We start from the raw sequence: 22,137 nt of genomic DNA, 5'->3' as shown, positions 1-22,137 counted from the left end.
GCGCCACGGAAGACACAGCGGAGACGGCATCGCGTGACACAGCATCATCGACTCTTCTTCGCCTTGTGGCCCGACGAGACCAGCCGCCGAGCCCTCGCCGCTCAGGCACAGGCCCTGGTGTCCGAATGCGGTGGGCATCCCCTGCCCGCCGGGAACATGCATGTCACGCTCGCCTTTCTCGGCAACGTTGGCGAGGCACGCCTCGACGCCCTCGTTTCGTTGGCACAGAACTGGCCGCCGCTCGGCGGCCAGTGGCGGCTCGACCGGCTCGGTCACTTCCCCAAGCCGCGCATCGTCTGGGCCGGCAGCCGAATGCCGAGCCCAGAACTCGTCGCGCTCAACAGCCGGCTGTGGCGGGCGCTGGCCAATCATGGCTTCACGCCGCCGAGCCGCGAATTCACGCCGCATGTCAGCCTGCTGCGCCAGGCCGAACGACCGGCGGCGCAGGCGTCGCTCACGCCACCGATCACGTGGCACTACGACCATCTGGCGCTGGTCGAATCACTGCCCGAAGCCGGCGGCCCGCGTTATCACACCCTGGCCCGCAGTGCCGGCTGACCCTGGCACCACGAGCGACTCGCGAGGCCGGCCTACCAGATCGTCCTGACGTACCGATAGGCAGTGATCTTTTCGTCCGCTGTGACCAACTCGGCGTTGGTGTGTCTAGCCAGCGCTACGATCATTCGATCAGCCGGGTCCTTGTGGAGCTCTCCGGGAAGACGGGTAGACTCGACCGCCGTCGCGGTATCGACGGCGACAAAGCGAACCCCGTCGATCTCCTCGACGGTATCCAGCCAGTCGTCGGTGGTCATCGTCAACGTGAGACGCCCCTTCTCGACCAGAAGCGCAATCTCCCACGCCGAGATGGCCGAAATCAGAATTTCGCCATCATCTGCCTGCAATTCATGCTCGATGGCCTCAAGGGCGCTTTGCGAGAGCTGGGAATCACCGTTGACCCACCACAGCAGGGCGTGAGTATCCAGGACGATCAACGCAGCGCCTCCCAGTCGTCTTCGCCTACCGGCTCGAAGGGATCGGCCAGCTCGATAACGCTGCCACGCAGGCGCTCCAGCGGGGAACGCCGATCTGCCTTATACCGACGCACTTCGATAGTGGGACGCCCCTTGTCGGTTACCACGACCGCCTCGCCCGAGGCTTCGACCTGGCGAAAATATTCCAGCGCCTTTGCCTTGAACTGTGATTTTGAGACTTCCTCGGAATGCATGGTGATGTCCTGGTCATGAAGGCTGGTCACTAGCCTAGCATAATGACCATGACGGATGGTCATCTCAGGTTTCCGCCCAATACCCGCCTGCTCGAGCATCCCAGCGAACGCAACGCAGGCTATGGCAAACGTATGACAGCCGCATGAAGTCGCCCAGTTGCAACGCCCCGCCTCTTTCAGGTCACCTTGCCTAGCCCCTCGCCACACTAACTGCCTGCGCCTTCCTCGCGCTCGGCCACGTCCAGAAAGACACTCGTCTCGCCCTGAAACAGCGGCATCATCCGCGCCAGGCGTTCATGCGGCCAATGCCACCATGCCAACGCTTCCAGGCGTGCGGCGATCACCGGGTCGTCGAAGCGGGGGCGCAGCGGCCGGGCCGGGTTGCCGACCACGATGGTGTAGGGCGCGACATCCTTGGTCACCACGCTACCGGCACCGACGATGGCGCCATTGCCGATGGTGACGCCGGGCAGCACAATCGCGCCGTGACCGATCCACACATCGTGGCCGATATCGACACGATCCTCGGCGCGCCAGTCGAAGATCCGCTCGTCGATGCCCTGGTCGCTGCCGACGAAGCCGAACTTGCCGGGCCGGTAGCTGAAGTGGTGCAGCGTGGGCCGCCACCAGGGGTGGTTGCTGGGATTGATACGCACGCTGGCAGCAATCGAGGTGAATCTGCCGATGTGCGTGTACATCAGGTCGCAGTCGCGCTCGACATAGCTGTAGGCGCCGAGCGTGACATGATTGAACACGCAGCGATCGCCGACCTCGGTCCAGGGCCCCAGCTCGCTGGCATGCACGCGGGCGCTGTCGGCACAGGTAGGGTTATCGCTCAGACGCCGCGAATCCGGCTGTCGTGACATGAATATCTCCTCAAAACAGGATTTCCAACCCGTCCGCCGCCAGTTCGACGCCCTCGGGCAAGGCGAGCGGGGCGCGCATCGCCTCGGCATCGAGCTCGTGGCTGATATGGGTCAACCAGGCACGGGAAGGCGACAGTCGCTCGATGATCTCCAGCGCCATGGAGAGGTTGTTGTGATTGCGCGGTATACGGTGCGAATCGGGATGGGTGGCATCGATCACCAGCGCATCCGGACGCCACTCGCACAGGAACCGCTCGGTAGCGCCGGGCAGGCCGACGGTGTCGGTCAGCCAGGCGATCCGGCTGGCGCCATCGCTCAGCGCATAGCCGAGGGTCGGCTTGCTGTGATTGAGCGGCAGCGGTGTCGCCGTGAGCCGCCCGAGCGCCAGCGGACGGAACGGTTTGAGACCGGGCTGGAAGTCGAGAATGCCCGGATTCTTGTGAAGATCGGCACAGCCCTGCGGGTCCTTGGGACCGTAGACCGGAATCGGCTCGCCACAGCCCCAGCGCAAGTGCAGCAAGCCCTGTACGTGATCGGCGTGATAGTGCGTCAGCAGAATCGCCGCCGGGCGCTGACGTTCGCAGCGTTCGGCGAGGTCCGTGCGCCCGGCATCGATCAGCACCAGGCAATCGTCGACGACCAGCTCTCCGCAGCAGGGCTCACGACGATGGGAGCGCAACAACCGCCCGCGCTGGCAGGCCGGGCAGTCGCAACCGAAGCAGGGAACCTGTGCGCTGTCGCCGGTACCGGCAAAGCGCAGCCTCATCGCACCTGCCCCCGGTCGAGCCAGCGCTCGAGCGCATCCACGCCACGCGCCAGTTCTCCGCTATTGTCGATTCGCGGCACCTCGGCCAATGCCTCGTCTTCGCAGATACGCGCCAGACGCGCCTCGATCTCGTCGGTCGTCTCGCGACCCCGGGCGATCAAGCGGCGGCGCAGCACGTCGCGCTCGGCCACGACCAACAGCGGCACCAGGGCATCGCCGAAGCGGGCCCGGGCGGCGGTCAGCGCGCGGCGGCTGCCGTTGAGAATCACGTTGTGGCCGGCCGCCAGCCAGGTCTCGATCTCGATGCCCGCGCCGTAACACAGGCCGTGGGCCTGCCAGTCGAGACAGAACAGGCCGCGTTCTCGCCGCCAGGCGAACGCGGCCGGCGTCAGCTCGATGCAATTCTCCCCATCACCGCTGGCCCGGGTGATATAGCGATGCGCCACCAGGGCATCGGGGCGACGGCGGCGCAGTTCGCGCAGCAGGCTGTCCTTGCCGACGCCGCTGGCGCCCATCACGTAGAGCAGACGCGTCATTCCAGGCCTCTCAATGAACTTGCTGGCCGGCGCACCACACCCGCTGCACCACCGGATGATCGTCGATCACACGCACCCGCAGCAGGTCGGCGCGCAGCCCGGCGGCCAGCCGCCCACGGTCGTCGAGCCCCACCGCCGCCGCGGGATGACGGCTGGCGGTGGCGACGGCATGCGGCAAGGCGTAGCCGTTCTCCATCGCCGCGACCTTGAACACCGCGTCGAGCAGCGCCGCCGGATAGTAGTCGGAGGAAAGAATGTCGAGCACGCCGAGTTCGACCAGCTCGGCGGCGGCGATATTGCCGGAGTGGGAACCGCCGCGAACCACGTTGGGCGCGCCCATCATCACCGCCATGCCGGCGCGGTGGGAGGCTTCGGCGGCCTCGCGGGTGGTGGGGAACTCCGCCACCCGGGTGCCGTACTCAAAGCTTTCGGCGACGTGCTCGAGCGTGGCGTCGTCGTGGCTGGCCAGCGCCAGACCGCGCTCGCGGCAGGTCGCGGCGATGGCGCGCCGATGCCCGGCGCTGTAGCGCTCGCTGTTGCCGATCTGGGTCGCCATGAAGGCTTCCATCGCCGCGTCGTCGAGACCGTACTTGCCCTGGTAATAGATGCGGTAGGCATCGAGGCTGACGAACTGGCGCTGGCCGGGGGCGTGGTCCATCAGCGACACCAGCCCCAGCAGCGGCGACGACGACAACTCGTTGAAGCGCGCCAGCGTGTTCGGATGGCTCACCTCGCAGCGCAGGTGAAGGCGATGATCGACCCGCGCCAGGCCGTCATGCATGATCCGCGACAGCGCCCGGCACATCTCGTCGAGCGCCCCGTGGCGCATGCTCTGCTCGTCGACGTCGCCCACCGAGACCGCGTCGAACACCGTGGTGATGCCGCTGGCCGCCATCTGGGCATCGTGGGCCAGCGCCGCCTGGCGCCCCGGCCACTCCACCTTGGGCCGCGGCTGGAAGTACTTCTCCATGTTGTCGGTATGCAGCTCGATCAGTCCCGGCAGCAGGGTGTCGCCATCACAGTCGGTCGCGCTCGGCACTTGGCTCGCGCCGCTGTCCACGGCGGCGATCCGGCCGTCGCGAATCACCAGCGTGCCGTCGATCACCTCGTCGTCGAGAACCAACCTGGCTCCGGTCAGAATCTGTTCCCGTGCGGTCATGACAAGTTCTCCTGAGTATCGGCAGCACAAGCGCCGAGGCTGCCATCCAGCGGCAACAGGCGGTCGGCGACCCGGTTGCGCACCTCTTCGTCGTGGAAGATGCCGAGCAGCGCGCTTCCGCGTGCCTTGGCTTCACTGATCAGAGCCACCACCACGTCACGGTTGGCGGCATCCAGCGAGGCGGTGGGTTCGTCCAGCAGCAAAAGCGGATGCTCGCCGATGAAGCCACGGGCGATATTGACCCGTTGCTGTTCGCCGCCGGAGAAGGTGCCCGGCGGCAGTTGCCACAGCCGCTCGGGCAGGTTGAGCCGCGCCAGCAGGGTTTCGGCGCGCTGGCGGGATTGGTGCTCGTCGGCGCCGCGTGCCAGCAGCGGCTCCATCACCACATCCACCGTGGCGACTCGCGGCACGACGCGCAAAAACTGGCTGACGTAGCCGATCACGTCGCGGCGCAGGCCGTGCCAGGCATAGGCCGGCAGGCTTTCGAGTTCGAGTTCGCCGTCGTCGAAGTGGAGCCGAATCCGGCCCTGATGGATGCGGTAGTCACCGTAGAGCATCTTCAGCAGCGTGCTCTTGCCGATGCCGCTGCGACCGGCCAGCACCAGGCATTCGCCGGCATGCAGCGTGAGCGACAGGTCGCGCATCACGTCGATCTCGATGCCGCCCTGGCCGTGCAGGAGAAAGCTTTTCTGTAACGCTTCCACCGTGAGGCGGGGTTGGGCGTTTGTCGTGGAATGCATCAAGATCCCTCCCTCAAGGTGTCAGGACAGAAGAGACCAGCAACTGCGTATAGGCGTGCTGCGGGTCGTCGAGGATTTGATCGGTCAGCCCGGTTTCCACCACCCGGCCACGCCGCATCACCAGCAGGCGGTGAGCGAGCAGGCGGGCCACGGCGAGATCGTGGGTCACCAGCACCACCGAGAGGCCGAGCTGGCGCACCAGGGTGCGCAGCATGTCGAGCAGGCGCGCCTGGACCGAGACGTCGAGCCCACCGGTGGGCTCGTCCATGAACACCAGCCGGGGCCGGGTGACCAGGGTGCGGGCGATCTGCAGCCGCTGCTGCATGCCGCCGGAGAAGGTGCGCGGTGCATCGTCGATACGGCCGGGATCGAGCTCGACCTGGCGCATCCACTCCTGGCCGGTCTCCCTCAAGCGGCCATAATGGCGCTGCCCCTGGGCCATCAGCCGCTCGCCAATGTTGGCGCCGGCGGAAACGCCCATGCGCAGGCCATCGCGGGGGTTCTGATGCACCAGGCCCCATTCGAGACGCAGCAGCGCCCGGCGCCGCGCCTCGCCGATGGCATAGAGATCAAGATCGAAATCGGAAGTGGCCTCATCGTCATCGACCACGTGCTGACCGGACCGAGCGGCTTCGGGCTCGTTAACCTGTCGAGCGGCTTCGGGCTCGTTAACCTGCCGAGCGGCTTCGGGCTCGTTAACCTGCCGAGCGGCTTCGGGCTCGTTAGAGAGACGACGGTAGATCACCCGCCCCGCATCCGGCGCCTCGAGGCCGGAGAGCACCCGCAACAGCGTCGACTTGCCCGAACCGGACTCGCCGACGATGCCCAGCACCTCGCCGGCATGCAGTCGAAAGTCGATCTCCTCGCAGCCCTTGCCGGGGCCGTAGAGGCGAGTGATGTCTTGTACGTCCAGCAGCACCGGACGCTCCAATGCCGGCTTCTTCATGCCACCTCTCCGCGTCTTGTCTGGCAGTAGTCGGTATCGGAGCAGACGAACATGCGCCCGCCCTTGTCGTCGGTGATCACCTCGTCGAGATAGCTGTGATCGCTGCCGCACAGCGCGCAGGTGTGCTCCCAGGTCTGGACCTCGAACGGGTGGTCCTCGAAGTCGAGACTCTCGACGCGGGTGTAGGGCGGGATCGCGTAGAGGCGTTTCTCGCGCCCGGCGCCGAACAGCATCAGCGCCGGATTGCCGTCGAGCTTGGGGTTGTCGAACTTGGGGATCGGCGAGGGGTCCATCACGTAGCGGCCGTCGACCTTGACCGGATAGGCGTAGGTGGTGGCGATATGGCCGTAGCGGGCGATGTCCTCGTAGAGTTTGACGTGCATCACGCCGTACTCCTCCAGCGCGTGCATCATGCGTGTCTCCTGCTCGCTGGGCTCGATGAAGCGCAGCGGCTCGGGAATCGGCACCTGGAACACCAGGATCTGGCCGTTTCGCAGCGGCGTCTCGGGAATTCGGTGGCGGGTCTGGATGACGTCGGCGGTCGCCGTCGAGGTGGTGGTCTCGACGCCGGCCACGCGCTGGAAGAAGTGTCGGATGCTGACCGCGTTGGTGGTGTCGTCGGCGCCCTGGTCGATCACCTTGAGAATGTCGTCGGCGCCGAGAATGCTCGCCGTCACCTGCACGCCGCCGGTGCCCCAGCCGTAGGGCATCGGCATCTCGCGACCGCCGAAAGGCACCTGATAACCGGGGATCGCCACCGCCTTGAGCAGCGCGCGGCGGATCATCCTTTTCGTCTGTTCGTCGAGATAGGCGAAGTTATATCCGTTCATATTGGGCTCCCGAAACTAGCTGCGTCGTCGGATACGGCGTTAAACACGCCCTCAAAATGCTCATTCATAACCCATGAACTCCGCCTTCTCGGTCGTGTTTGCCTTGTCCCGACTTCCTCGCTGACGTTTCTTCCTCTGTGGCTGGATTGCCGTGCGATTCGGACTGTCCAAAAGAGGTGTTCTGGGCATGCTCGCGGCGCAGGCGCCTGAGCAGATCGAGCTCGGACTGGAAGTCGACGTAGTGCGGCAGCTTGAGGTGGGAGACGAAACCCGAGGCGTCGACGCTGTCGGCGTGCGCCAGCACGAACTCCGCCTGCTGCGCCGGGCCGACGATCGGCTCGCCCAGCTCCTCGGCGCGCAGCGCGCGGTCGACCAGCGCCATCGCCATGGTCTTGCGCTCGTTGTGGCCGAAGGCCAGGCCGTAGCCACGGGTGAACTGCGGCGCGGCTTCTCGGCTGCCGCCGAACTGGTTGATCAACTGGCACTCGCTGAGCGCGATCTCGCCGACGCAGATCGTCTCGTCCCACTCGTCGACGTGGATCTCCACTTCCACCTGACCGAGGCGGATCTCGCCGGCGAAGGGATGGTTGCGGCCGTAGCCGCGCTGGGTGGAGTAACCCAATGCCAGCAGGTAGCCCTCGTCGCCACGCGCCAGCATCTGCAGCCGGGCGGCACGATCCATCGGGTAGTCGGGCGGATCGCGGGTGATGTCGGCCGGCTCACTGCCATCGTCGAGTTCCTGCTCGACCAGTCCTTCGTCGTTGAGCAGTTCGAGAATCTGCGGGCATGGCTCGGCCTCGGTCACGTCGTCGCGACTCTCGGCGGGCGGCACTTCGGCACCGGCCAGTTGCAGGAAATCGAGCAGGCGGTGGGTGTAGTCGTAGGTCGGCCCTAGAATCTGGCCGCCGGGGATGTCTTTGTAGGTGGCGCTGATGCGCCGCTCGATGCGCATGTTGGCGGTGTCGAGCGGCTCGCTGACCGCCAGGCGCGGCAGCGTGGTGCGGTAGGCGCGCAGCAGGAACACGGCTTCGGTGAGATCGCCGCTGGCCTGCTTGAACGCCAGCGCGGCGAGTTCGGGGTCATACAGCGAGGCCTCGCTCATCACCCGGTCGACGGCCAGGCGCAGCTGGTCGCCGATCTGCTCGACTTCCAGCTCGGCACGCTCGCGATTGCCCCGCCGGCGGTCGGCGAGCCAGCGATGGGCGTTGGCGATCGCCTGCTCGCCCCCTTTGACGGCAACGTACATCAGTTCACCTCCCCGGCGTTCGCGCCGTCGATCCGGGTGCTATCGATACGGGTACTGCGGGGAATCGCCGCCAGCTGCCCGCCGCAGCCGAAGATGGCATCGAGACCGCAGGGAAAACTCGCGCGGTTGGCCGCCAGCCGAGTCATCAGCGCCCGGCTTCCATCACCGATATCGAGCATCCGCGATTCGGCGATACCGGGGCCACTCAGCCGCCAGCCTTCGATGTTTTCCAGCCGCTCGACGGCGACCAGCAGCGTGGTGCTGCGGTCCGGATAGCTGTCGCTGCCCAGGGCGAAGGGGATATCCGGGTCGAACGATTCGGGCGTCAGCAGCGCGAAATCGGCGTTTGCCGGGTCATTGGTGATTCGCGCGCCGGTGTGGAACGTCAACGCCTCGCGCAGTGGCGGCGAGTCGAGATCGGCGGCGATCCAGATTTTGGTCTCCAGGTCGCAGAGCGTCAGCAGCGCACCCCACAGCGCTGCACCCAACCGCGCCTGCGGCGGTTCGGCCACGGCGATCGCGTGCAGCGTGCCGGGCTCGGACAGCGCGGCGAGAATCTGGCGGAACAGACGCTGGCTGTCGTGGGCGGGGTCGGCCAGCGCCGACCAGACGAGGCCCGTCGTCATTTCAGGCTTTACTGTCATTCCTCTCTCCATCGTCATTCCCCTCGTGCTCATTCGCCACGTACCAGGGTGAAGAAGTCGACGCGGGTGGCGGCGGCGGTGGCGGCGTCACGGCGCTGGCGCGCGGTGAGTTCCTCGGCCAGTGGCGCGAGTACGTCCCGCTCCAGCCGCGGCTGCCACTCGGTGTGCTGGGCCAGCGCGTCGCAGAGCGCGATCAGTTCGGCGTGACGGTGATCGCGTCCGCGCACCCAGCCGTGGCCGAGGGTGCCGTCGTCGAGCGCCACGCTGGCGCGGGTCAGCGTCATTTCGCCGAGATGGAAGGCGCGGCCGGTGCCGCCCATGCGCCCGCGCAGCATTGCCATGCCGGTTTCGGGGCCGCGGACGCAGCGATGCCGGGGCAGTTCACCGAGCGTGCTCCAGCACGCCTCGATTCGCTCGCGAGTGGAGAGCGCCAGCAATCGCTGACGCGCGCCTCGTGATGTGTCGCTCATGACGCAGCCTCGTCGGTGTCGAAATCCATGGGGTCGTTGTCGAAATCGATGTGGTAGGAGAGCCGATCGGCGCGCGACCGGCCGATCGAGACCTCGACCAGCGTGCCCGCGGCGTCGGTGTTGTCGCTGGTCAGCAGCAGCAACGGCGCGTTGAGCCGACACTGCAGCCAGCGGGTGTCGTCGCGGTCGGCATTGACGGCGTCGATGCGCACGCGGCGACGGTGCAGGCGCAGGCCGTAGTGCTGATCGAGCAGCGCACGGGTGGAGCCGCCGCGATAGCGCTCCAGCCAGCCCGGCACGCGCTCGGGATCGAACCAGTGGCGCAGGCGCATCAGCGGCGCATCGTCGACGTGGCGCACGGTATCGACCCGTAGCAGTCGTGACTGCTCGTCGTGTAGCCCGAAACGCTGGGCGATCGCTTCCGGCGGGCGCTCGAGTCCCTGATCGAGACAGCAGGTGGTCGACGGCAGGCCCAGCCCGGCCAGGTTCTGGGTCACCTTGCTGCCGGCGCTGACGGCGTAGTCGAGCCGGCGGTCGACGACCTGGGTACCGCGCCCCTGATGGCGAGTGACCATGCCGGCGGCGACCAGTTCGTCCAGCGCCCGGCGCACGGTGTGGCGATTGACCGCGAAGCGCTTGGCCAGCTGCGCCTCGGTCGGCAGCAGATCGCCGGGGGCGTAACCGGTGCGCACTTCGCGCACCAGCACTTCGGCCAGCTCGCGGTAGCGCGGTATCGTCGAAATTTGTCTAGACATCATCGGATCCGCTAAAACCTGGATTGAAAGATCCCTTAGGCCGTCTACGAAAAGTCGCCGAGCGAAGCCCAGACAAGGCAAAAATTGGCGAAAAAGCGGAGTTTACGTATGTGTAAATGAGCATTTGATTCACTTCGTTCACCCTCTGGGCCGTCCTTCGGACGTTCTGAACTGACGTTCAGTGAGCCGATTTTTAACGCGGTATGGGCGAGCGCAGGCAGTTTTCGTCACGGCCTAGATGAAGCGTTTGCGCACACGCTGCGACGCCATATCCAGCAGCGTCACCGCGACGATGATCACCAGCATGATCGTGGCGGTTTCGGTGTACTGAAATCCGCGCATGGTCTCCCACAGCGAGACGCCAATGCCGCCGCCGCCGACCATGCCGAGCACCGTGGCCGAGCGGATGTTGGACTCGAAGCGATAGAGGCTGACCGAGATCCACAGCGGCAGAACCTGCGGGATCAGGCCGAAGATGACCTCTTCCAGTCGTCCGGCGCCGGTGACGCGAACGCCCTCCATCGGCCCGGCGTCGGTGGCTTCCACCGCTTCCGAGAACAGCTTGGCGAGCACGCCGGTGGTGTGGACGAACAGTGCCAGGGTCCCGGCGAACGGCCCCAGGCCGACGGCGACCACGAACAGCATCGCGAACACCAGCTCGTTGATCGCCCGACAGGCGTCCATCAGCCTTCGCACCGGCTGGTTGATCCACCACGGCGCCAGGTTGTCGGAGGAGAGCAGCCCGAACGGGATCGCGAACAGCACCGCCAGCAGCGTGCCCCAGATAGCGATCTGGATAGTCACCAGCATCTGATCGATGTAGTGCTGCAGATTGCCGAAGGTCGGCGGCACGAAGTCGGCCGCCAGCGTGGCCATGTTGCCGGCGTTGGCGATGAGCAGGCTTGGCGCCATTTCGGCGCCCTGCCAGGCCCAGGCCAGGACGGCCAAGGCAATCGCCCAGCCGAGCAACTGGCGCCAGCTGCGCTTGCCGGCTTGGGCGCGAGAATCGAGAGTGGAGGTCGGGATCATGCAGGGACTCCGGGTAGATCGATGGGGGCGACAGCGCGCCCCCGGATCGTCATGTCGCTTACGGTGTCGCCATGGCGGTGGTGTTGTCGGCCTGCTGGCTCTGCGCCGCTTCACGCGCTTCCATGCGCTGGTTCAGCGCTTCGAGCTTGGCGTCGAAATCGGCCAGCTTCTGCTGCTTGTCGGCGGCATCCAGCGAATCGTCGGCGGCAACCTGGGCGCGCTGCTTGAACAGTTCGAGCTGGCGGATCGGCAGCAGTTGATCGTTGTCCGAGGCGGCGAAGCCGGACCACTGCAGCGGTTCCAGAATCTGCTTCTGCGCCGACGTGTCGCCGTAGCTGAGGAAGAACTGGCGCAGCTTGTCCTTGGTCTGCTGGGGCAGGTTGGTGCGCCAGACCAGCGGATCGGACGGAATCAGCGGCGACTTCCAGATCACCTTGAGCTGCTTGGCCTTGTCCGGATGGGTGACTTCCAGGCGCTCCATGCTCTCGGTGTTGAAGGTGGCGACATCGACCTGGCCGTTGGCCACGGTCAGCGCGTTGGTTTCGTGATTGGCGTTCAGCGTGCGCTTGAACGCGGTGTTCGGATCGACATGATTCTTGGCGAAGACGTAGTAGCCCGGCACCAGGTAACCCGAGGTGGAGTTGGGATCGCCGTTGCCGAAGGTCAGCTCGCTGGCGTGGGCGAGGACGTCGTCGACCGAATCGTAGGGGCTATTCTTGTTGACGATCATCAGGCTCCAGTAGCCCGGCGCGCCGTTGGCGGCAACGGTCTGGGCGAAGATCTCGCCGCCGGCGCGATCCACCGCTTCCATCGCCGACTTGTTGCCGTACCAGGCGAGATCGATCTTGTCGAAGCGCATCGCCTGGATCACTGCGGCATAGTCGGTGGCGAAGAACGGCTCGACCTTGACACCCAGTTCCTGGGACATGTCGTCGAGGAACGGTTGCCACTGGCCAGCCTGGTTCTGGCTCGATTCGGTGGAGATGATGCCGAAGCGCAGGGCGTCGTCGGCCTGGGTCAACCCGCTACCGAGCAGGCCGAGACCGGCGATCAGCGGCAGGGCCGCACGGCGAAGACGTGATGCGATCATGTCGGATTCCTCGAAGGATCGGTGGTTGTGTCATGGGTCATTCGGTCGCTCGCTTCACCCGACCGCGTGCAGCGGTGGCGCGATTCGTGTGTCGGCGGGCCGCGCGGCGAGTTCATCGAGGCCGGCGTTCTCGTAAAGCGCCTGAAGGCGGGCATCGGTCAGCCCCTCGATGGGGCCGTCGTAATAGAGCCGGCCCTGCTTGAGGGCGATGGCACGGCGGCAATAGCGGCGCGCGATCTCGACCTGGTGCAAGGTGACGACCACGGTGCGTCCGTCCTCGCGATTGATGCGCTGGAGGATCTCCATCACCTCGCGGGCACTGCGCGGGTCGAGCGAAGCGATCGGCTCGTCGGCGAGAATGACTTCGGCGTCCTGCACCAGCGCGCGGGCAATGGCGACGCGCTGCATCTGCCCGCCGGAAAGCGTGTTGGCGCGCTGATGTGCCAGGCCGACGATGCCCACGCGCTCCAATGCCCGCAGCGCCAGGTCGCGCTCGTGCTGGATGAAACGCCCGATGAGGGCGCGCCAGCGCGGCATCGCGCCGAGACGGCCGATCAGCACGTTGGTCAATACGCTCAGGCGCCCGACCAGATTGAACTGCTGGAAGATGTAGCCGGTGCGCCGACGCTGATCGCGACCGGCGCCAACCAGGCGCCCCTGTCGCTGCACGTCGCGGCCCAACACCTCGACGCGGCTGTGCGAGTGGCGGTCGGCGCGGGTCAGACCGACGAGATGGCGCAGCAGGGTCGACTTGCCGGAACCGGAGGGACCGATCAGCGTGACCATCTCGCCGGCCTCGATGGCGAAATCGACCTGTCTCAGCGCGGCGTGGAAGCCGAAGGATTTGTCGAGTCGTTCGACGCGAATGATGGCGGTCATACGAATCGTCCCCAGAAAGTGTTGGACACAGTCTGGCGACGTCGGATGACGGTTATTTATCTAGACAATTAAGAATTGATGACAGGATCGGGCGCGGGCCCCGACGCAAAGAAAGCGCTCTCGGGCGCTTTCTTCACGACATCAGGCAGTTAGCCAAAGCCGTCATTTTCATGACATCGCTTTGCCATCGATCCGTCATCTTCGGCACGGCCGTTGCCGGTGCGAATCAGACGAGGATGCTGACAAACGTCACGAGCGATGGTCAGGCAAGGCGAAATCCGCCGACAAATCGTCAGGATTGACGATTTGGGCAGCTCCGCTGCTCGCAGAGCGAGCGACAAGGATGTCGCGCGTCAAACAAGCGCAGTTTACAAGTAGTAAATGAGCATTCTGAGGCGGATTGACTCGCTTCGCTCGCCCTTCGGGCCAGCCTTTGGCTGTTGTCTCCGCTGCGCTCCGACTCAACGCCGCATGGGCGAGCGCAGTAGTTTGTCAAATTCTCAGGCCTTCTCGGCCTCCGGCAGGTAACCCCCCCGCTTGAGCACGTCGGCGTAGCCTTCACGAAAGGAGGGGTAGCGAAAGGTGTAGCCGGTGTCGAGCAGGCGCCGATTGTTGCAACGCTTGCTCGAGCGACGGCGCAGCGGCGACTGAATGACATCGGGCGTTTCCACCTTGAGACGCTTGGCGATCCAGGCCATCACCTCGTGCAACGGCGCGGAATCGCAGTCGCTGGCGAGGTAGATCGGCTCCAGCGGCTTGCCCTCCAGCGCCATCTGGATCAGATGGGCCAGAACGCCGGCGCAGTCGTCGCGGTGGATGCGATTGGAGTACAGCGGCGGATTGGCGGCGGCGATACGGCCTTCGCCGACCTGGCGAATCAGCCGGTCGCGGCCCGGGCCGTAGATGCCGGAGAAGCGCACCACGGTACCCGGCAGCTCGTGCTCGAGCAGTATCTGCTCGGCCTCGCGCATCAAGCTACCGGAGAAGCCGCTGGGCTCGGTGGGCGAAGCTTCGTCGACTTCTTCGCCTTCGTGCTGGGCATAGACGCTGGTGGAAGAGACGAAGAACAGCCGTTGCGGTGTCCTGTCGCGCCCGGCGAACTCCCGAAGTATCGCCTTCAGGCCTTGCGGATAGGCCGCCTCGTAGGCGGACTCCTCGAAACGGTCGGCGGTCACCGCATAGACTACGATATCGGCATCGGGCAACGCCGCCAGTGCGGCTTCGTCGGTCACGTCCAGCGCCACCGGCTCGATCCCGGTGCCGTCGAGCGCGTCGGCATGGCGACGCGCGCCGACGACACGGTGACCGGCCTCGATCAATTGCTTCCCGAGCTGGGTGCCGATATCGCCGCAGCCAAGAATTAACGTTGTTTTCTTCACCTTTCCCTAGCCTCTTGGTAAAACGTCCTTGTTGACTCGTCCGTGAAGACGCGAATAACCACGAGTATTACGTACCCAATTTCGTGCGACAGGGAGCCTTTCGGTCCCACCTCATGACTCTAACAGAACTCCGTTATATCGTAACCTTGGCTCAGGAGCGCCATTTCGGGCGTGCCGCCGAGCGCTGCTTCGTGTCACAGCCGACGCTCTCGGTGGCGGTCAAGAAGCTGGAAGAAGAGCTCGGCATCGCCCTGTTCGAGCGCTCCAAGTCCACCGTCCAGGTCACGCCGCTGGGCGAGCGCATCGTCGAGCAGGCACATCGCGTATTGGAACAGGCCACGCTGATCCGGGAAATGGCCAGCGAAGGCAAGGACCAGTTGATCAGTCCGCTGCGCATCGGCGCCATCTATACCATCGGCCCTTATCTTTTTCCGCACCTGGTCCCGGCGCTGTCACGCATCGCGCCGCAGATGCCGCTCTACATCGAAGAGAATCTCACCGGCGTGCTGCGGCGCAAGCTGCGCGGCGGCGAACTCGACGCCATCTTCGTCGCGCTGCCGTTCAACGAGCCCGACGTGGTCACCAAGACGCTCTACAAGGAGCCATTCGAGGTGCTGTTGCCGGCCGGGCATCCATGGACCGGAAGGGCGGCGATCGACAAGGAAGATCTGCTCAAGGAGCGTTTGCTGTTGCTCGGCGAGGGCCACTGCTTCCGCGACCAGATTCTGGAAGCCTGCCCCGCGATCAGCGCGCAGCTCAACAACCCTTCCAACACGCTGATCGCCGAAGGCGGCTCGCTGGAGACCATTCGCCATATGGTCGCCTCCGGACTGGGCATCACGGTGCTGCCCAAGCTGGCGATCGGCACAAACCACTACGAAGGCGGCCTGCTGGAGAGCCGCCCGTTCAAGGGCGATGCGCCGACACGCAGCGTTGCGCTGGCCTGGCGCGCCAGCTTTCCGCGTCCCAAGGCGATCGATGCGTTGATCGAGGCGATCGACCGGGTCCAAGGTAGCGACGTCGAGGCTGCATGAGCCTCGATGCCGCTGTCACCACGCTCGCCGGCGTCGGCGAAGCCCTGGCCGGGAAACTGTCGCGACTGGGCATCGAACGTGTCGTCGACCTGCTGTTTCATCTTCCGCTGCGCTATCAGGATCGCACCCGCATCACGCCGATCGGCACCCTGCGCGCCGGCACCGAGGCAGTGGTCGAGGGCGAGGTCGGCGCCGCCGAGGTGGTTCGCGGCCGCCGGCGCAGCCTGCTGGTCAGGCTCAAGGATGGCTCCGGCATTCTCAGCCTGCGTTTTTTCCATTTCTCGCCGGCCCAGCAGCAGCAGTTCGTCAGGGGCGCCAAGGTGCGCTGCTTCGGCGAGGCCCGCGCCGGCAGCACCGGGCTGGAGATCTATCATCCGGAATACCGCCTGATCCAGGCCGATTCGGCACCGGTCGACGAGCATCTGACGCCGATCTATCCGGCCACCGAGGGCCTTGCCCAGCCGCGTCTGCGCGCGCTGATCCAGCAGGCGCTGAAGCGGCTGACCGCCGCCCCCGAGGAGTTGCCCGACTGGTTGCCGCCGACGCTGCGCGAACGTTTCCGCCTGCCGGGGCTGGTCGAATCGCTGCGTTATCTCCACGAGCCGCCGCCGGACGCACCGCAGGAGCGCCTGAGCGAGGGCCGCCATCCCGCGCAACGCCGCCTGGCGCTGGAAGAGCTGCTGGCGCATCAGTTGAGCCTGCGCCAGGTACGCCTGCGCATTCAGACCGATGGTGCCCCCGCGCTCACCGGCGGCGGCCATCTGCGGGCTCGCTTCCTGACGCAACTGCCCTTCTCGCTGACCCGGGCCCAGCAGCGCGTGCTCGACGAGATCGGTCGCGATCTCGAGCGCGAAGTGCCGATGCTGCGGCTGGTACAGGGCGATGTCGGCTCAGGCAAGACAGTGGTCGCGGCGATGGCGGTGCTCTCCGCCATCGCCGGCGGTTGCCAGGCGGCGGTGATGGCACCCACCGAGATTCTGGCCGAACAGCACTTCCGCCAGTTCCGCACCTGGCTCGAACCGCTCGGCATCGAGGTCGGCTGGCTGGCCGGCAAGCTCAAGGGCAAGGCGCGGCTGGACACCAAGGCGGCGATCGCCGATGGTCGCGCGCAGGTGGTCGTCGGTACTCATGCGTTGTTTCAGGACGACGTGCATTTCCAGCGCCTGGGCCTGGCGGTGATCGACGAGCAGCACCGCTTCGGCGTCCACCAGCGCCTCGCCCTGCGCCAGAAAGGCGAAGCCGGCGGGCTGACCCCGCACCAGCTGATCATGACCGCCACGCCGATTCCGCGCACGCTGGCAATGAGTGCTTACGCCGACCTCGACCTGTCGGTGATCGACGAACTCCCTCCGGGGCGCACGCCGGTACACACCGTCGCGGTGCCCGACGAGCGCCGCCCGGAGGTGATCCAGCGCATCCGCAACGCCTGTGCCGAAGGCCGCCAGGCCTATTGGGTCTGTACCCTGATCGAGGAGTCGGAAGCGCTCACCTGCCAGGCAGCGGAAGTGACTCGCGATACGCTTGTGGAAGCGCTACCCGAACTCAATGTCGGGCTGGTCCACGGGCGCATGAAGGCCCAGGAAAAAGCCGACGTCATGGACGCGTTCAAGCGCGGCGAACTGGACCTGCTGGTGGCGACCACGGTGATCGAGGTCGGCGTCGACGTGCCCAACGCCAGCCTGATGATCATCGAGAATCCGGAGCGCCTGGGGCTCTCCCAACTGCACCAGCTACGCGGCCGGGTCGGGCGCGGACGCGTCGACAGCTACTGCGTGCTGCTCTATCACCCGCCGCTGTCGAATCACTCGCGACAGCGCCTCGGCATCCTGCGCGACACCACCGACGGCTTCAAGGTGGCGGAAAAGGACCTCGAACTGCGCGGTCCCGGCGAAGTGCTCGGCACTCGCCAGACCGGCCTGGCGCAGATGAAGATCGCCGATCTCGAACGCGACCGCGACCTGCTCGACACCGTCACCGCACTGGCCCAGGCGCTGCTCGAGGAAGCCCCGGACGCCGCCGACCCGCTGATCCAGCGTTGGCTGGGGGATGAGGCGGGGCGCTACGGGCAGGTTTGAGGCCTGGCCGCAGCGCCCGATGTTTCAAGCGCTCTTGGCGGCTATTCCATCAACCTCCTCGCTACCCTTCCCCTCGCCCGGCGCCTCCACCGGCCGCGCCGCCAACCGCGCGGCGGCCTCGCTGATCGGCACCAACTGACGGCTGATATGCAGCAGCTGGGTCTGGACCAGGCGCCGTTCGTCGTCGGCGTCATCCTGCGCGCTGGTCGGTTCCTGCTCGAAGATCGCCATCAGCGCGCTCTGTTCGGCCTTGAGGTCGGCGATCGGTTGGCGCGTGGCGAGATGGTCCGCCAGTTCGTCGAAGCGATCGGCGATGCGCCGGGCAGCGGCATAGAGCTCGGCATCGGCTTCGCTGGCGGTCAGGGTGCCGCGCTGGGCACCCAGGGCGGAGAGATAGCCCAGCAGGGTGTGCGAGACGACCAGGAAACGGAACCCCTCGTCGGCATCCTTCTTGCGGTAGTGGCCCGGCTCCTGAAGCATGTTGGCGAGCACGGTGGAAAGCGCGGCATCGGCATTATGCGCGTTGCGCCGCGCCAGCCGGTAGGCCAGATCGTCCTGCTTGCCGGTCTCGTACTGATGAACGATCTCGCGCAGGTAGCGGCTGCTGTTGGCCAGTGCCGACGCGGCGACGCGATGCAGCCGCCGCCCCTGCCAGTCGGGCAGGATGAAGAACACCGCCAGGCCCGCGATCAGCGCCCCGATCAGGGTATCGATCAGGCGCGGCAGGATCAGGTCGAAGCCGTCGCCGACCTGATTGAAACTGGTCAGCACCAGCGTGGTGATCGCCGCGGTGGCGATGACGTAGTGCTTTTCGCGATTGGCGAAGAAGATGACGCCCGCCACCACGGAGATCAGCGACTGGACCAGCGGATCGGGAAACAGGCTGATCAGCGCCCAGCCCAGCACCAGTCCGAGCACCGTGCCGACGATACGCTGATACAGGAAGCGGCGGGTGGCGCCGAAGTTGGGCCGACAGACGAACAGCGTGGTCAGCAGGATCCAGTAACCTTGCGTCGGATGTACCAGGTGCAGCACGCCGTAGCCGACCAGCAACGCCGTCGACAGGCGCAGCGCATGGCGAAAGGTCGGCGAGCCCGGTGTCAGATTGAGCCGGACCCGCTCCCAGGCGTCCTTGAAGCTGCGCGGTGAGCGATCGAACAGGCTAGCGTCCTTCTGGTCGGCGACCGCATCCGGATTGTGGGCGCTGGAAAGCTGGTCCTCCAGCGTCGCCAGATTGCGCCCCAGCGCCTGCAGCGAGCGCAGCAACGGCGTCCATTCCGGGTTGCGCTGAGCACGCAGGTAGACGATCGAGGCGCGTAGATCCTCCAGCGCCTGTTCGCTCTGGCCGTGTTCGAACGGCTGGCGCAGCAACAGCGCCTTGGCCAACCGCTTGCAGGCGCGGCCCTGCTGGTCGAGCAGGCGCTGACAGCGGAACAGCACGTCATGATGGAAGAAGGTTTCCGCCAGCGCCGAGTAGGGATAGTGCGAGGCGCTGACCCGCTCGTGAATGTCCTGAGCGATGAAGTAGAGGCGCAGATAGCGATTGAGCTTGCGGCTACCACGCTGCCCTTCCAGACGTCGGAAGATCATCTCCTTGGCCTGGTTGAGCGCGGTGACTACACGCCCGTTCTGACGCGCCAGCGCCACTCGACGACTTTCGACGTCGACACCTCTGAGCGGCTCGAACAGCGTCGCCTTGATGATCAGATACTCACCCAGCTCCCGGTAGAGCTGCGCCATGCTCTGCTTGACCGGCTGGCGCGAAAACAGCGCGCACCAGATCACCGAGATCGCGCCGTACCAGGCCGCGCCGCCGACCAGCAGCAGCGGTTGGTGCCAGAAATCCCCGTCCGTCGTGCCGCCGTGCTGTTCGATGTTGATCATCGAATAGACCGACAGGATCAGGGTGGCCGAGGCGATGGTGGCATAACGCTGCTCGACCGCGCCGAGCATGATGAAAGTGAAGGCAGAAAGCGCAAGGCCGGGCGCGAACAGCCAGGGCCAGGGAAACAGCAACTCCACCGAGAGGGAGGCGACGGCAAAACAGATCAGCGTGACCAGCAGCGCCCGCACGCGTCCTTCCCAGTTGTCGTCGGTCTCGGAGAGCGCACTGGCGATGATGCCCAGAAACAGCGGTATGGCCAGCGCGATCTGGTCCTGATACCAGCTCAGCGCGATGGCACCGCTGAACGCCACAAAGACACGAAAGCTGTAGGCGAACTTGTCGAGCGTCCACAGACGGCGCAGGGAGTGGGAAAGCGAAGCGGAAATCTCGGTTTCTCCAGGGTCGCGACACTGATCACACGATAGCCCGTCGGCGCGGGCGGCGACAGCACCCCAACATCCCCGAGTCGCCACCACGTCGGTCCAGGCGCATTAGACTTTAGTATAACGCCATTGCCGTTATCGACCGCAACGCCCGCGCCTTTATTCCCCACCCCGACTCCGGCAACATCGGGCCATCGACGATTTTCGGGCAAAGGATCGCCATGACTGCTTCCACGCTTCGACCTCGCTGGCGCCAGCCGCTTCGCGTGCTGGGCCATGTCGTGCGAGCCTTGTCGCTGTTGGCGGTCACTGCCTGGGGCGTGCTGGCGCTGCATTTCCAGCTGCCCGGCCCGCAGGCGCTGATCATCGCCGCAATTATCTTCTGGACATTGCTTGGCCTAGCGGCGCTGGTTGCGCCCTGGTGGCGACATCGTGCCTCGGTAGCGACACGCTTCGTCTTCGTGCTGGCACTGATCGCGGCCGTGAGCTGGTGGCAGAGCCTCGAACCCAGCAACGACCGTAACTGGGCGCCGGACGTGGCGCGCCAGCTTGCTTACGAACGTGACGGCGACCGCATCCGGCTGCACAACGTGCGCGACTTCGAATGGCGAACGCCCGACACCGCCACGCCGCATTGGGAGACTCGCGAATACGATCTGGCGCGGCTCGATTCGGTGGACATGGTGGTTTCCTACTGGATGGGCCCGGCGATCGCCCACACCCTGGTCAGCTTCGGCTTTGACGATGGCGATCATTTGACCTTTTCGGTGGAGATCCGGCGCGAACGCAACGAGGCGTTCTCGATCAGCGGCGGTTTCTTCAAGCAGTTCGAGATCAACCTGATCGCCGCCGACGAGAACGACATCCTGCGCCTGCGCAGCAATATCAGAGGCGAGGACGTCTATCTCTATCGCGTGGGGCTGACGCCAGCGGCACGCCGCGAGCTGTTCCTGGCCTATCTGGACGAGGCCGAGCGGTTGCGCCGCGAGCCCGCGTTCTACAACACCCTGACCAGCAACTGCACCACCATCGTGTTCGACATGGTCGACAAGATCGTGCCGGGGCTGCCCAAGGACATCCGCCTGATCCTCTCCGGCTACCTGCCGGAATACGTCTACGACGTGGGCGGCCTGGACACCAGCCATCCGCTCGATTTCCTGCGCCAGCGCGGCTATATCAACCCACGCGCCCAGGCGGTGCCGTACAATGCGGGTAGCCAGGCGTTTTCCCGCGCCATCCGTGAAGGCGTGCCCGCCGCGGATGGCGAGATCCTCCACCCCGATGCCTCCTGACGCTCCATGCCCCTGACCTCTCTGCGCGACGCCATCGAGAATCGCATCAGCCATCTGACCGGGCGCACGCTCGGCGGCGTCGACTATACCCAGCCCAAGGGCGATCCCGGCCTGTTCGGGCCGGACACGGTGGCCTGGCGTGTCCATGGCGACTTCACCTCGATGATGTGCGGCGGCATCAGCGCGCTGCTATTGCAGATGCTGCATCCGTTGGCGTTGGCCGGGGTGTGGGATCACTCCAATTTCCGCCAGGACATGATCGGCCGCCTGCGCCGCACCAGTCAGTTCATCGCCGTGACGACTTTCGGCTCCCGCGACGACGCCGAACGCATCCTCGAGCGGGTGCGCCGGGTTCACGACAGCGTCCACGGCCACGCCGCCGACGGCACGCCCTACGCGGCCAGCGACCCTGAACTGCTGGTGTGGGTTCATGTCGCCGAAATGAGCCGCTTCCTGGCCGCGCATCTGCGCTACCGCAACCCTCGGTTGAGCCTCGAGGCGCAGGACCGCTACTTCGACGAGACCGCCCGCGTGGCCGAGGCGCTGGGCGCACGCGACGTTCCGCGTAAGCGGGCGGCGATCGATGCCTATCTGGAACGTCAGCGGCGATACCTGGTCTGCGACGCCCGCACCCGCGACGTCATCGACGTGCTGCTGCATGCGCTGCCGCCGAGTCCGGTCATCCGCCCGGTCGGCGCGCTGTTCATGCGTGCCGGCATCGATCTGCTACCGCCCTGGGCGGCGACGCTGCTGAGCCTGGAGATGTCGCAACTCGAGCGTCACGCCGTGCGCAGTGGCATTCGCACCATCGCTCCGGTGGTGCGCTGGTCGGTGCGCAACGGCTCCTATCGGCGCGCCATGGAGCGCATGCAGGCCCGGGAGCAGGCGAATCAGCCGTGAAGCCTCAT

23 protein-coding genes are annotated in these 22,137 nt (G+C 65.9%); 5 read left to right on the top strand and 18 right to left on the bottom strand.

Annotation, left to right across the window (positions count from 1 at the left end; translation table 11 throughout):
* Positions 1-33 precede the first annotated feature (33 nt).
* Positions 34-558, top strand: coding sequence for an RNA 2',3'-cyclic phosphodiesterase (thpR, locus tag DOM57_RS17805; protein ID WP_162619586.1), 525 nt, complete (start codon positions 34-36; stop codon positions 556-558).
* A gap of 32 nt (positions 559-590) precedes the next feature.
* Here the strand turns inward: thpR and DOM57_RS17800 are convergent, their stop codons facing one another.
* The 17 genes from DOM57_RS17800 to DOM57_RS17720 all read right to left on the bottom strand — a co-directional run bounded on the left by DOM57_RS17800 (position 591) and on the right by DOM57_RS17720 (position 14,560).
* Complete coding sequence (locus tag DOM57_RS17800) at positions 591-992, bottom strand: type II toxin-antitoxin system VapC family toxin (protein WP_110650527.1); 402 nt, start codon at positions 990-992, stop codon at positions 591-593.
* Positions 989-1,288 (bottom strand): type II toxin-antitoxin system Phd/YefM family antitoxin, encoded by a 300-nt coding sequence (locus tag DOM57_RS17795; protein WP_239496307.1) that lies wholly within the window; start codon positions 1,286-1,288, stop codon positions 989-991. The genes DOM57_RS17800 and DOM57_RS17795 overlap by 4 nt, the downstream gene beginning before the upstream one ends.
* Before the next feature lie 143 nt (positions 1,289-1,431).
* Positions 1,432-2,091 (bottom strand): DapH/DapD/GlmU-related protein, encoded by a 660-nt coding sequence (locus DOM57_RS17790; protein WP_110650526.1) that lies wholly within the window; start codon positions 2,089-2,091, stop codon positions 1,432-1,434.
* Positions 2,092-2,101: 10 nt separating this feature from the next.
* Positions 2,102-2,857: a phosphonate metabolism protein PhnP gene (phnP, locus tag DOM57_RS17785; RefSeq protein ID WP_110650525.1), complete on the bottom strand. Its 756-nt coding sequence runs from the start codon at positions 2,855-2,857 to the stop codon at positions 2,102-2,104.
* Positions 2,854-3,393, bottom strand: a complete 540-nt coding sequence (gene phnN, locus DOM57_RS17780; RefSeq protein ID WP_110650524.1) for a ribose 1,5-bisphosphokinase — start codon at positions 3,391-3,393, stop codon at positions 2,854-2,856. The genes phnP and phnN overlap by 4 nt, the downstream gene beginning before the upstream one ends.
* 10 nt (positions 3,394-3,403) lie before the next feature.
* Positions 3,404-4,552, bottom strand: a complete 1,149-nt coding sequence (locus DOM57_RS17775) for an alpha-D-ribose 1-methylphosphonate 5-triphosphate diphosphatase (protein ID WP_110650523.1) — start codon at positions 4,550-4,552, stop codon at positions 3,404-3,406.
* Positions 4,549-5,292 carry a phosphonate C-P lyase system protein PhnL gene (gene phnL / locus DOM57_RS17770; protein ID WP_110650522.1) on the bottom strand — a complete coding sequence of 248 codons (744 nt, stop codon included), beginning with the start codon at positions 5,290-5,292 and terminating at the stop codon, positions 4,549-4,551. Before phnL ends, DOM57_RS17775 begins: the two co-directional genes overlap by 4 nt.
* Before the next feature lie 13 nt (positions 5,293-5,305).
* Positions 5,306-6,238 (bottom strand): phosphonate C-P lyase system protein PhnK, encoded by a 933-nt coding sequence (locus DOM57_RS17765; protein WP_275425985.1) that lies wholly within the window; start codon positions 6,236-6,238, stop codon positions 5,306-5,308.
* The gene (locus DOM57_RS17760) at positions 6,235-7,068 is read right to left on the bottom strand and encodes an alpha-D-ribose 1-methylphosphonate 5-phosphate C-P-lyase PhnJ (RefSeq protein ID WP_110650521.1); all 834 of its coding nucleotides are present in this window, start codon (positions 7,066-7,068) and stop codon (positions 6,235-6,237) included. The genes DOM57_RS17765 and DOM57_RS17760 overlap by 4 nt, the downstream gene beginning before the upstream one ends.
* A gap of 64 nt (positions 7,069-7,132) precedes the next feature.
* Positions 7,133-8,314 carry a carbon-phosphorus lyase complex subunit gene (locus DOM57_RS17755; protein ID WP_110650520.1) on the bottom strand — a complete coding sequence of 394 codons (1,182 nt, stop codon included), beginning with the start codon at positions 8,312-8,314 and terminating at the stop codon, positions 7,133-7,135.
* Positions 8,314-8,958, bottom strand: a complete 645-nt coding sequence (gene phnH, locus DOM57_RS17750) for a phosphonate C-P lyase system protein PhnH (RefSeq protein ID WP_239496306.1) — start codon at positions 8,956-8,958, stop codon at positions 8,314-8,316. The genes DOM57_RS17755 and phnH overlap by 1 nt, the downstream gene beginning before the upstream one ends.
* A 29-nt stretch (positions 8,959-8,987) precedes the next feature.
* Positions 8,988-9,428, bottom strand: a complete 441-nt coding sequence (phnG, locus tag DOM57_RS17745) for a phosphonate C-P lyase system protein PhnG (protein WP_110650518.1) — start codon at positions 9,426-9,428, stop codon at positions 8,988-8,990.
* Positions 9,425-10,183 carry a phosphonate metabolism transcriptional regulator PhnF gene (phnF, locus tag DOM57_RS17740; protein WP_162619585.1) on the bottom strand — a complete coding sequence of 253 codons (759 nt, stop codon included), beginning with the start codon at positions 10,181-10,183 and terminating at the stop codon, positions 9,425-9,427. Before phnF ends, phnG begins: the two co-directional genes overlap by 4 nt.
* Before the next feature lie 234 nt (positions 10,184-10,417).
* Positions 10,418-11,212, bottom strand: coding sequence for a phosphonate ABC transporter, permease protein PhnE (phnE, locus tag DOM57_RS17735; protein WP_110650516.1), 795 nt, complete (start codon positions 11,210-11,212; stop codon positions 10,418-10,420).
* Between the two features lie 58 nt (positions 11,213-11,270).
* A complete protein-coding gene (phnD, locus tag DOM57_RS17730; protein WP_110650515.1) occupies positions 11,271-12,302 on the bottom strand; it encodes a phosphonate ABC transporter substrate-binding protein in 1,032 nt (343 codons plus the stop codon).
* Positions 12,303-12,356: 54 nt separating this feature from the next.
* On the bottom strand, positions 12,357-13,181 hold the full coding sequence (gene phnC, locus DOM57_RS17725) for a phosphonate ABC transporter ATP-binding protein (RefSeq protein ID WP_110650514.1): 825 nt from the start codon (positions 13,179-13,181) through the stop codon (positions 12,357-12,359).
* A gap of 500 nt (positions 13,182-13,681) precedes the next feature.
* Positions 13,682-14,560 carry an SDR family oxidoreductase gene (locus DOM57_RS17720; RefSeq protein WP_110650513.1) on the bottom strand — a complete coding sequence of 293 codons (879 nt, stop codon included), beginning with the start codon at positions 14,558-14,560 and terminating at the stop codon, positions 13,682-13,684.
* Between the two features lie 113 nt (positions 14,561-14,673).
* Between DOM57_RS17720 and DOM57_RS17715 the strand changes: the two genes are divergently transcribed.
* Positions 14,674-15,594 (top strand): hydrogen peroxide-inducible genes activator, encoded by a 921-nt coding sequence (locus DOM57_RS17715; protein ID WP_110650512.1) that lies wholly within the window; start codon positions 14,674-14,676, stop codon positions 15,592-15,594.
* Positions 15,591-17,669 (top strand): ATP-dependent DNA helicase RecG, encoded by a 2,079-nt coding sequence (gene recG / locus DOM57_RS17710; RefSeq protein WP_110650511.1) that lies wholly within the window; start codon positions 15,591-15,593, stop codon positions 17,667-17,669. Before DOM57_RS17715 ends, recG begins: the two co-directional genes overlap by 4 nt.
* Positions 17,670-17,693: 24 nt before the next feature.
* On the opposite strand, the gene yccS is transcribed toward recG, so the two are convergent.
* A complete protein-coding gene (yccS, locus tag DOM57_RS17705; RefSeq protein WP_110650535.1) occupies positions 17,694-19,940 on the bottom strand; it encodes a YccS family putative transporter in 2,247 nt (748 codons plus the stop codon).
* A 218-nt stretch (positions 19,941-20,158) separates the two neighbouring features.
* Here yccS and DOM57_RS17700 point away from each other — a divergent pair, with 218 nt between their 5' ends.
* Together DOM57_RS17700 and DOM57_RS17695 are read left to right on the top strand one after the other, a co-directional pair.
* A complete protein-coding gene (locus DOM57_RS17700; protein WP_110650510.1) occupies positions 20,159-21,229 on the top strand; it encodes an Lnb N-terminal periplasmic domain-containing protein in 1,071 nt (356 codons plus the stop codon).
* A gap of 6 nt (positions 21,230-21,235) precedes the next feature.
* The gene (locus DOM57_RS17695; protein ID WP_204353020.1) at positions 21,236-22,129 is read left to right on the top strand and encodes an oxygenase MpaB family protein; all 894 of its coding nucleotides are present in this window, start codon (positions 21,236-21,238) and stop codon (positions 22,127-22,129) included.
* The last annotated feature ends 8 nt before the right edge of the window (positions 22,130-22,137 follow it).

It is taken from the genome of Salinicola peritrichatus, from assembly GCF_003206715.1.
Lineage (GTDB): Bacteria > Pseudomonadota > Gammaproteobacteria > Pseudomonadales > Halomonadaceae > Salinicola > Salinicola peritrichatus.
This window is presented reverse-complemented; position numbering and strand designations above follow the sequence as displayed.

Bases quoted from the DNA above. Each gene is read 5' to 3' on its own strand.
- DOM57_RS17795 (WP_239496307.1), bottom strand. From the start codon at position 1,288: ATGACCATCCGTCATGGTCATTATGCTAGGCTAGTGACCAGCCTTCAT.
- DOM57_RS17790 (WP_110650526.1), bottom strand. From the start codon at position 2,091: ATGTCACGACAGCCGGATTCGCGGCGTCTGAGCGATAACCCTACCTGT.
- phnP (WP_110650525.1), bottom strand. From the start codon at position 2,857: ATGAGGCTGCGCTTTGCCGGTACCGGCGACAGCGCACAGGTTCCCTGC.
- phnN (WP_110650524.1), bottom strand. From the start codon at position 3,393: ATGACGCGTCTGCTCTACGTGATGGGCGCCAGCGGCGTCGGCAAGGAC.
- DOM57_RS17775 (WP_110650523.1), bottom strand. From the start codon at position 4,552: ATGACCGCACGGGAACAGATTCTGACCGGAGCCAGGTTGGTTCTCGAC.
- phnL (WP_110650522.1), bottom strand. From the start codon at position 5,292: ATGCATTCCACGACAAACGCCCAACCCCGCCTCACGGTGGAAGCGTTA.
- DOM57_RS17765 (WP_275425985.1), bottom strand. From the start codon at position 6,238: ATGAAGAAGCCGGCATTGGAGCGTCCGGTGCTGCTGGACGTACAAGAC.
- DOM57_RS17760 (WP_110650521.1), bottom strand. From the start codon at position 7,068: ATGAACGGATATAACTTCGCCTATCTCGACGAACAGACGAAAAGGATG.
- DOM57_RS17755 (WP_110650520.1), bottom strand. From the start codon at position 8,314: ATGTACGTTGCCGTCAAAGGGGGCGAGCAGGCGATCGCCAACGCCCAT.
- phnH (WP_239496306.1), bottom strand. From the start codon at position 8,958: ATGACAGTAAAGCCTGAAATGACGACGGGCCTCGTCTGGTCGGCGCTG.
- phnG (WP_110650518.1), bottom strand. From the start codon at position 9,428: ATGAGCGACACATCACGAGGCGCGCGTCAGCGATTGCTGGCGCTCTCC.
- phnF (WP_162619585.1), bottom strand. From the start codon at position 10,183: ATGTCTAGACAAATTTCGACGATACCGCGCTACCGCGAGCTGGCCGAA.
- phnE (WP_110650516.1), bottom strand. From the start codon at position 11,212: ATGATCCCGACCTCCACTCTCGATTCTCGCGCCCAAGCCGGCAAGCGC.
- phnD (WP_110650515.1), bottom strand. From the start codon at position 12,302: ATGATCGCATCACGTCTTCGCCGTGCGGCCCTGCCGCTGATCGCCGGT.
- phnC (WP_110650514.1), bottom strand. From the start codon at position 13,181: ATGACCGCCATCATTCGCGTCGAACGACTCGACAAATCCTTCGGCTTC.
- DOM57_RS17715 (WP_110650512.1), top strand. From the start codon at position 14,674: ATGACTCTAACAGAACTCCGTTATATCGTAACCTTGGCTCAGGAGCGC.
- recG (WP_110650511.1), top strand. From the start codon at position 15,591: ATGAGCCTCGATGCCGCTGTCACCACGCTCGCCGGCGTCGGCGAAGCC.
- DOM57_RS17700 (WP_110650510.1), top strand. From the start codon at position 20,159: ATGACTGCTTCCACGCTTCGACCTCGCTGGCGCCAGCCGCTTCGCGTG.
- DOM57_RS17695 (WP_204353020.1), top strand. From the start codon at position 21,236: ATGCCCCTGACCTCTCTGCGCGACGCCATCGAGAATCGCATCAGCCAT.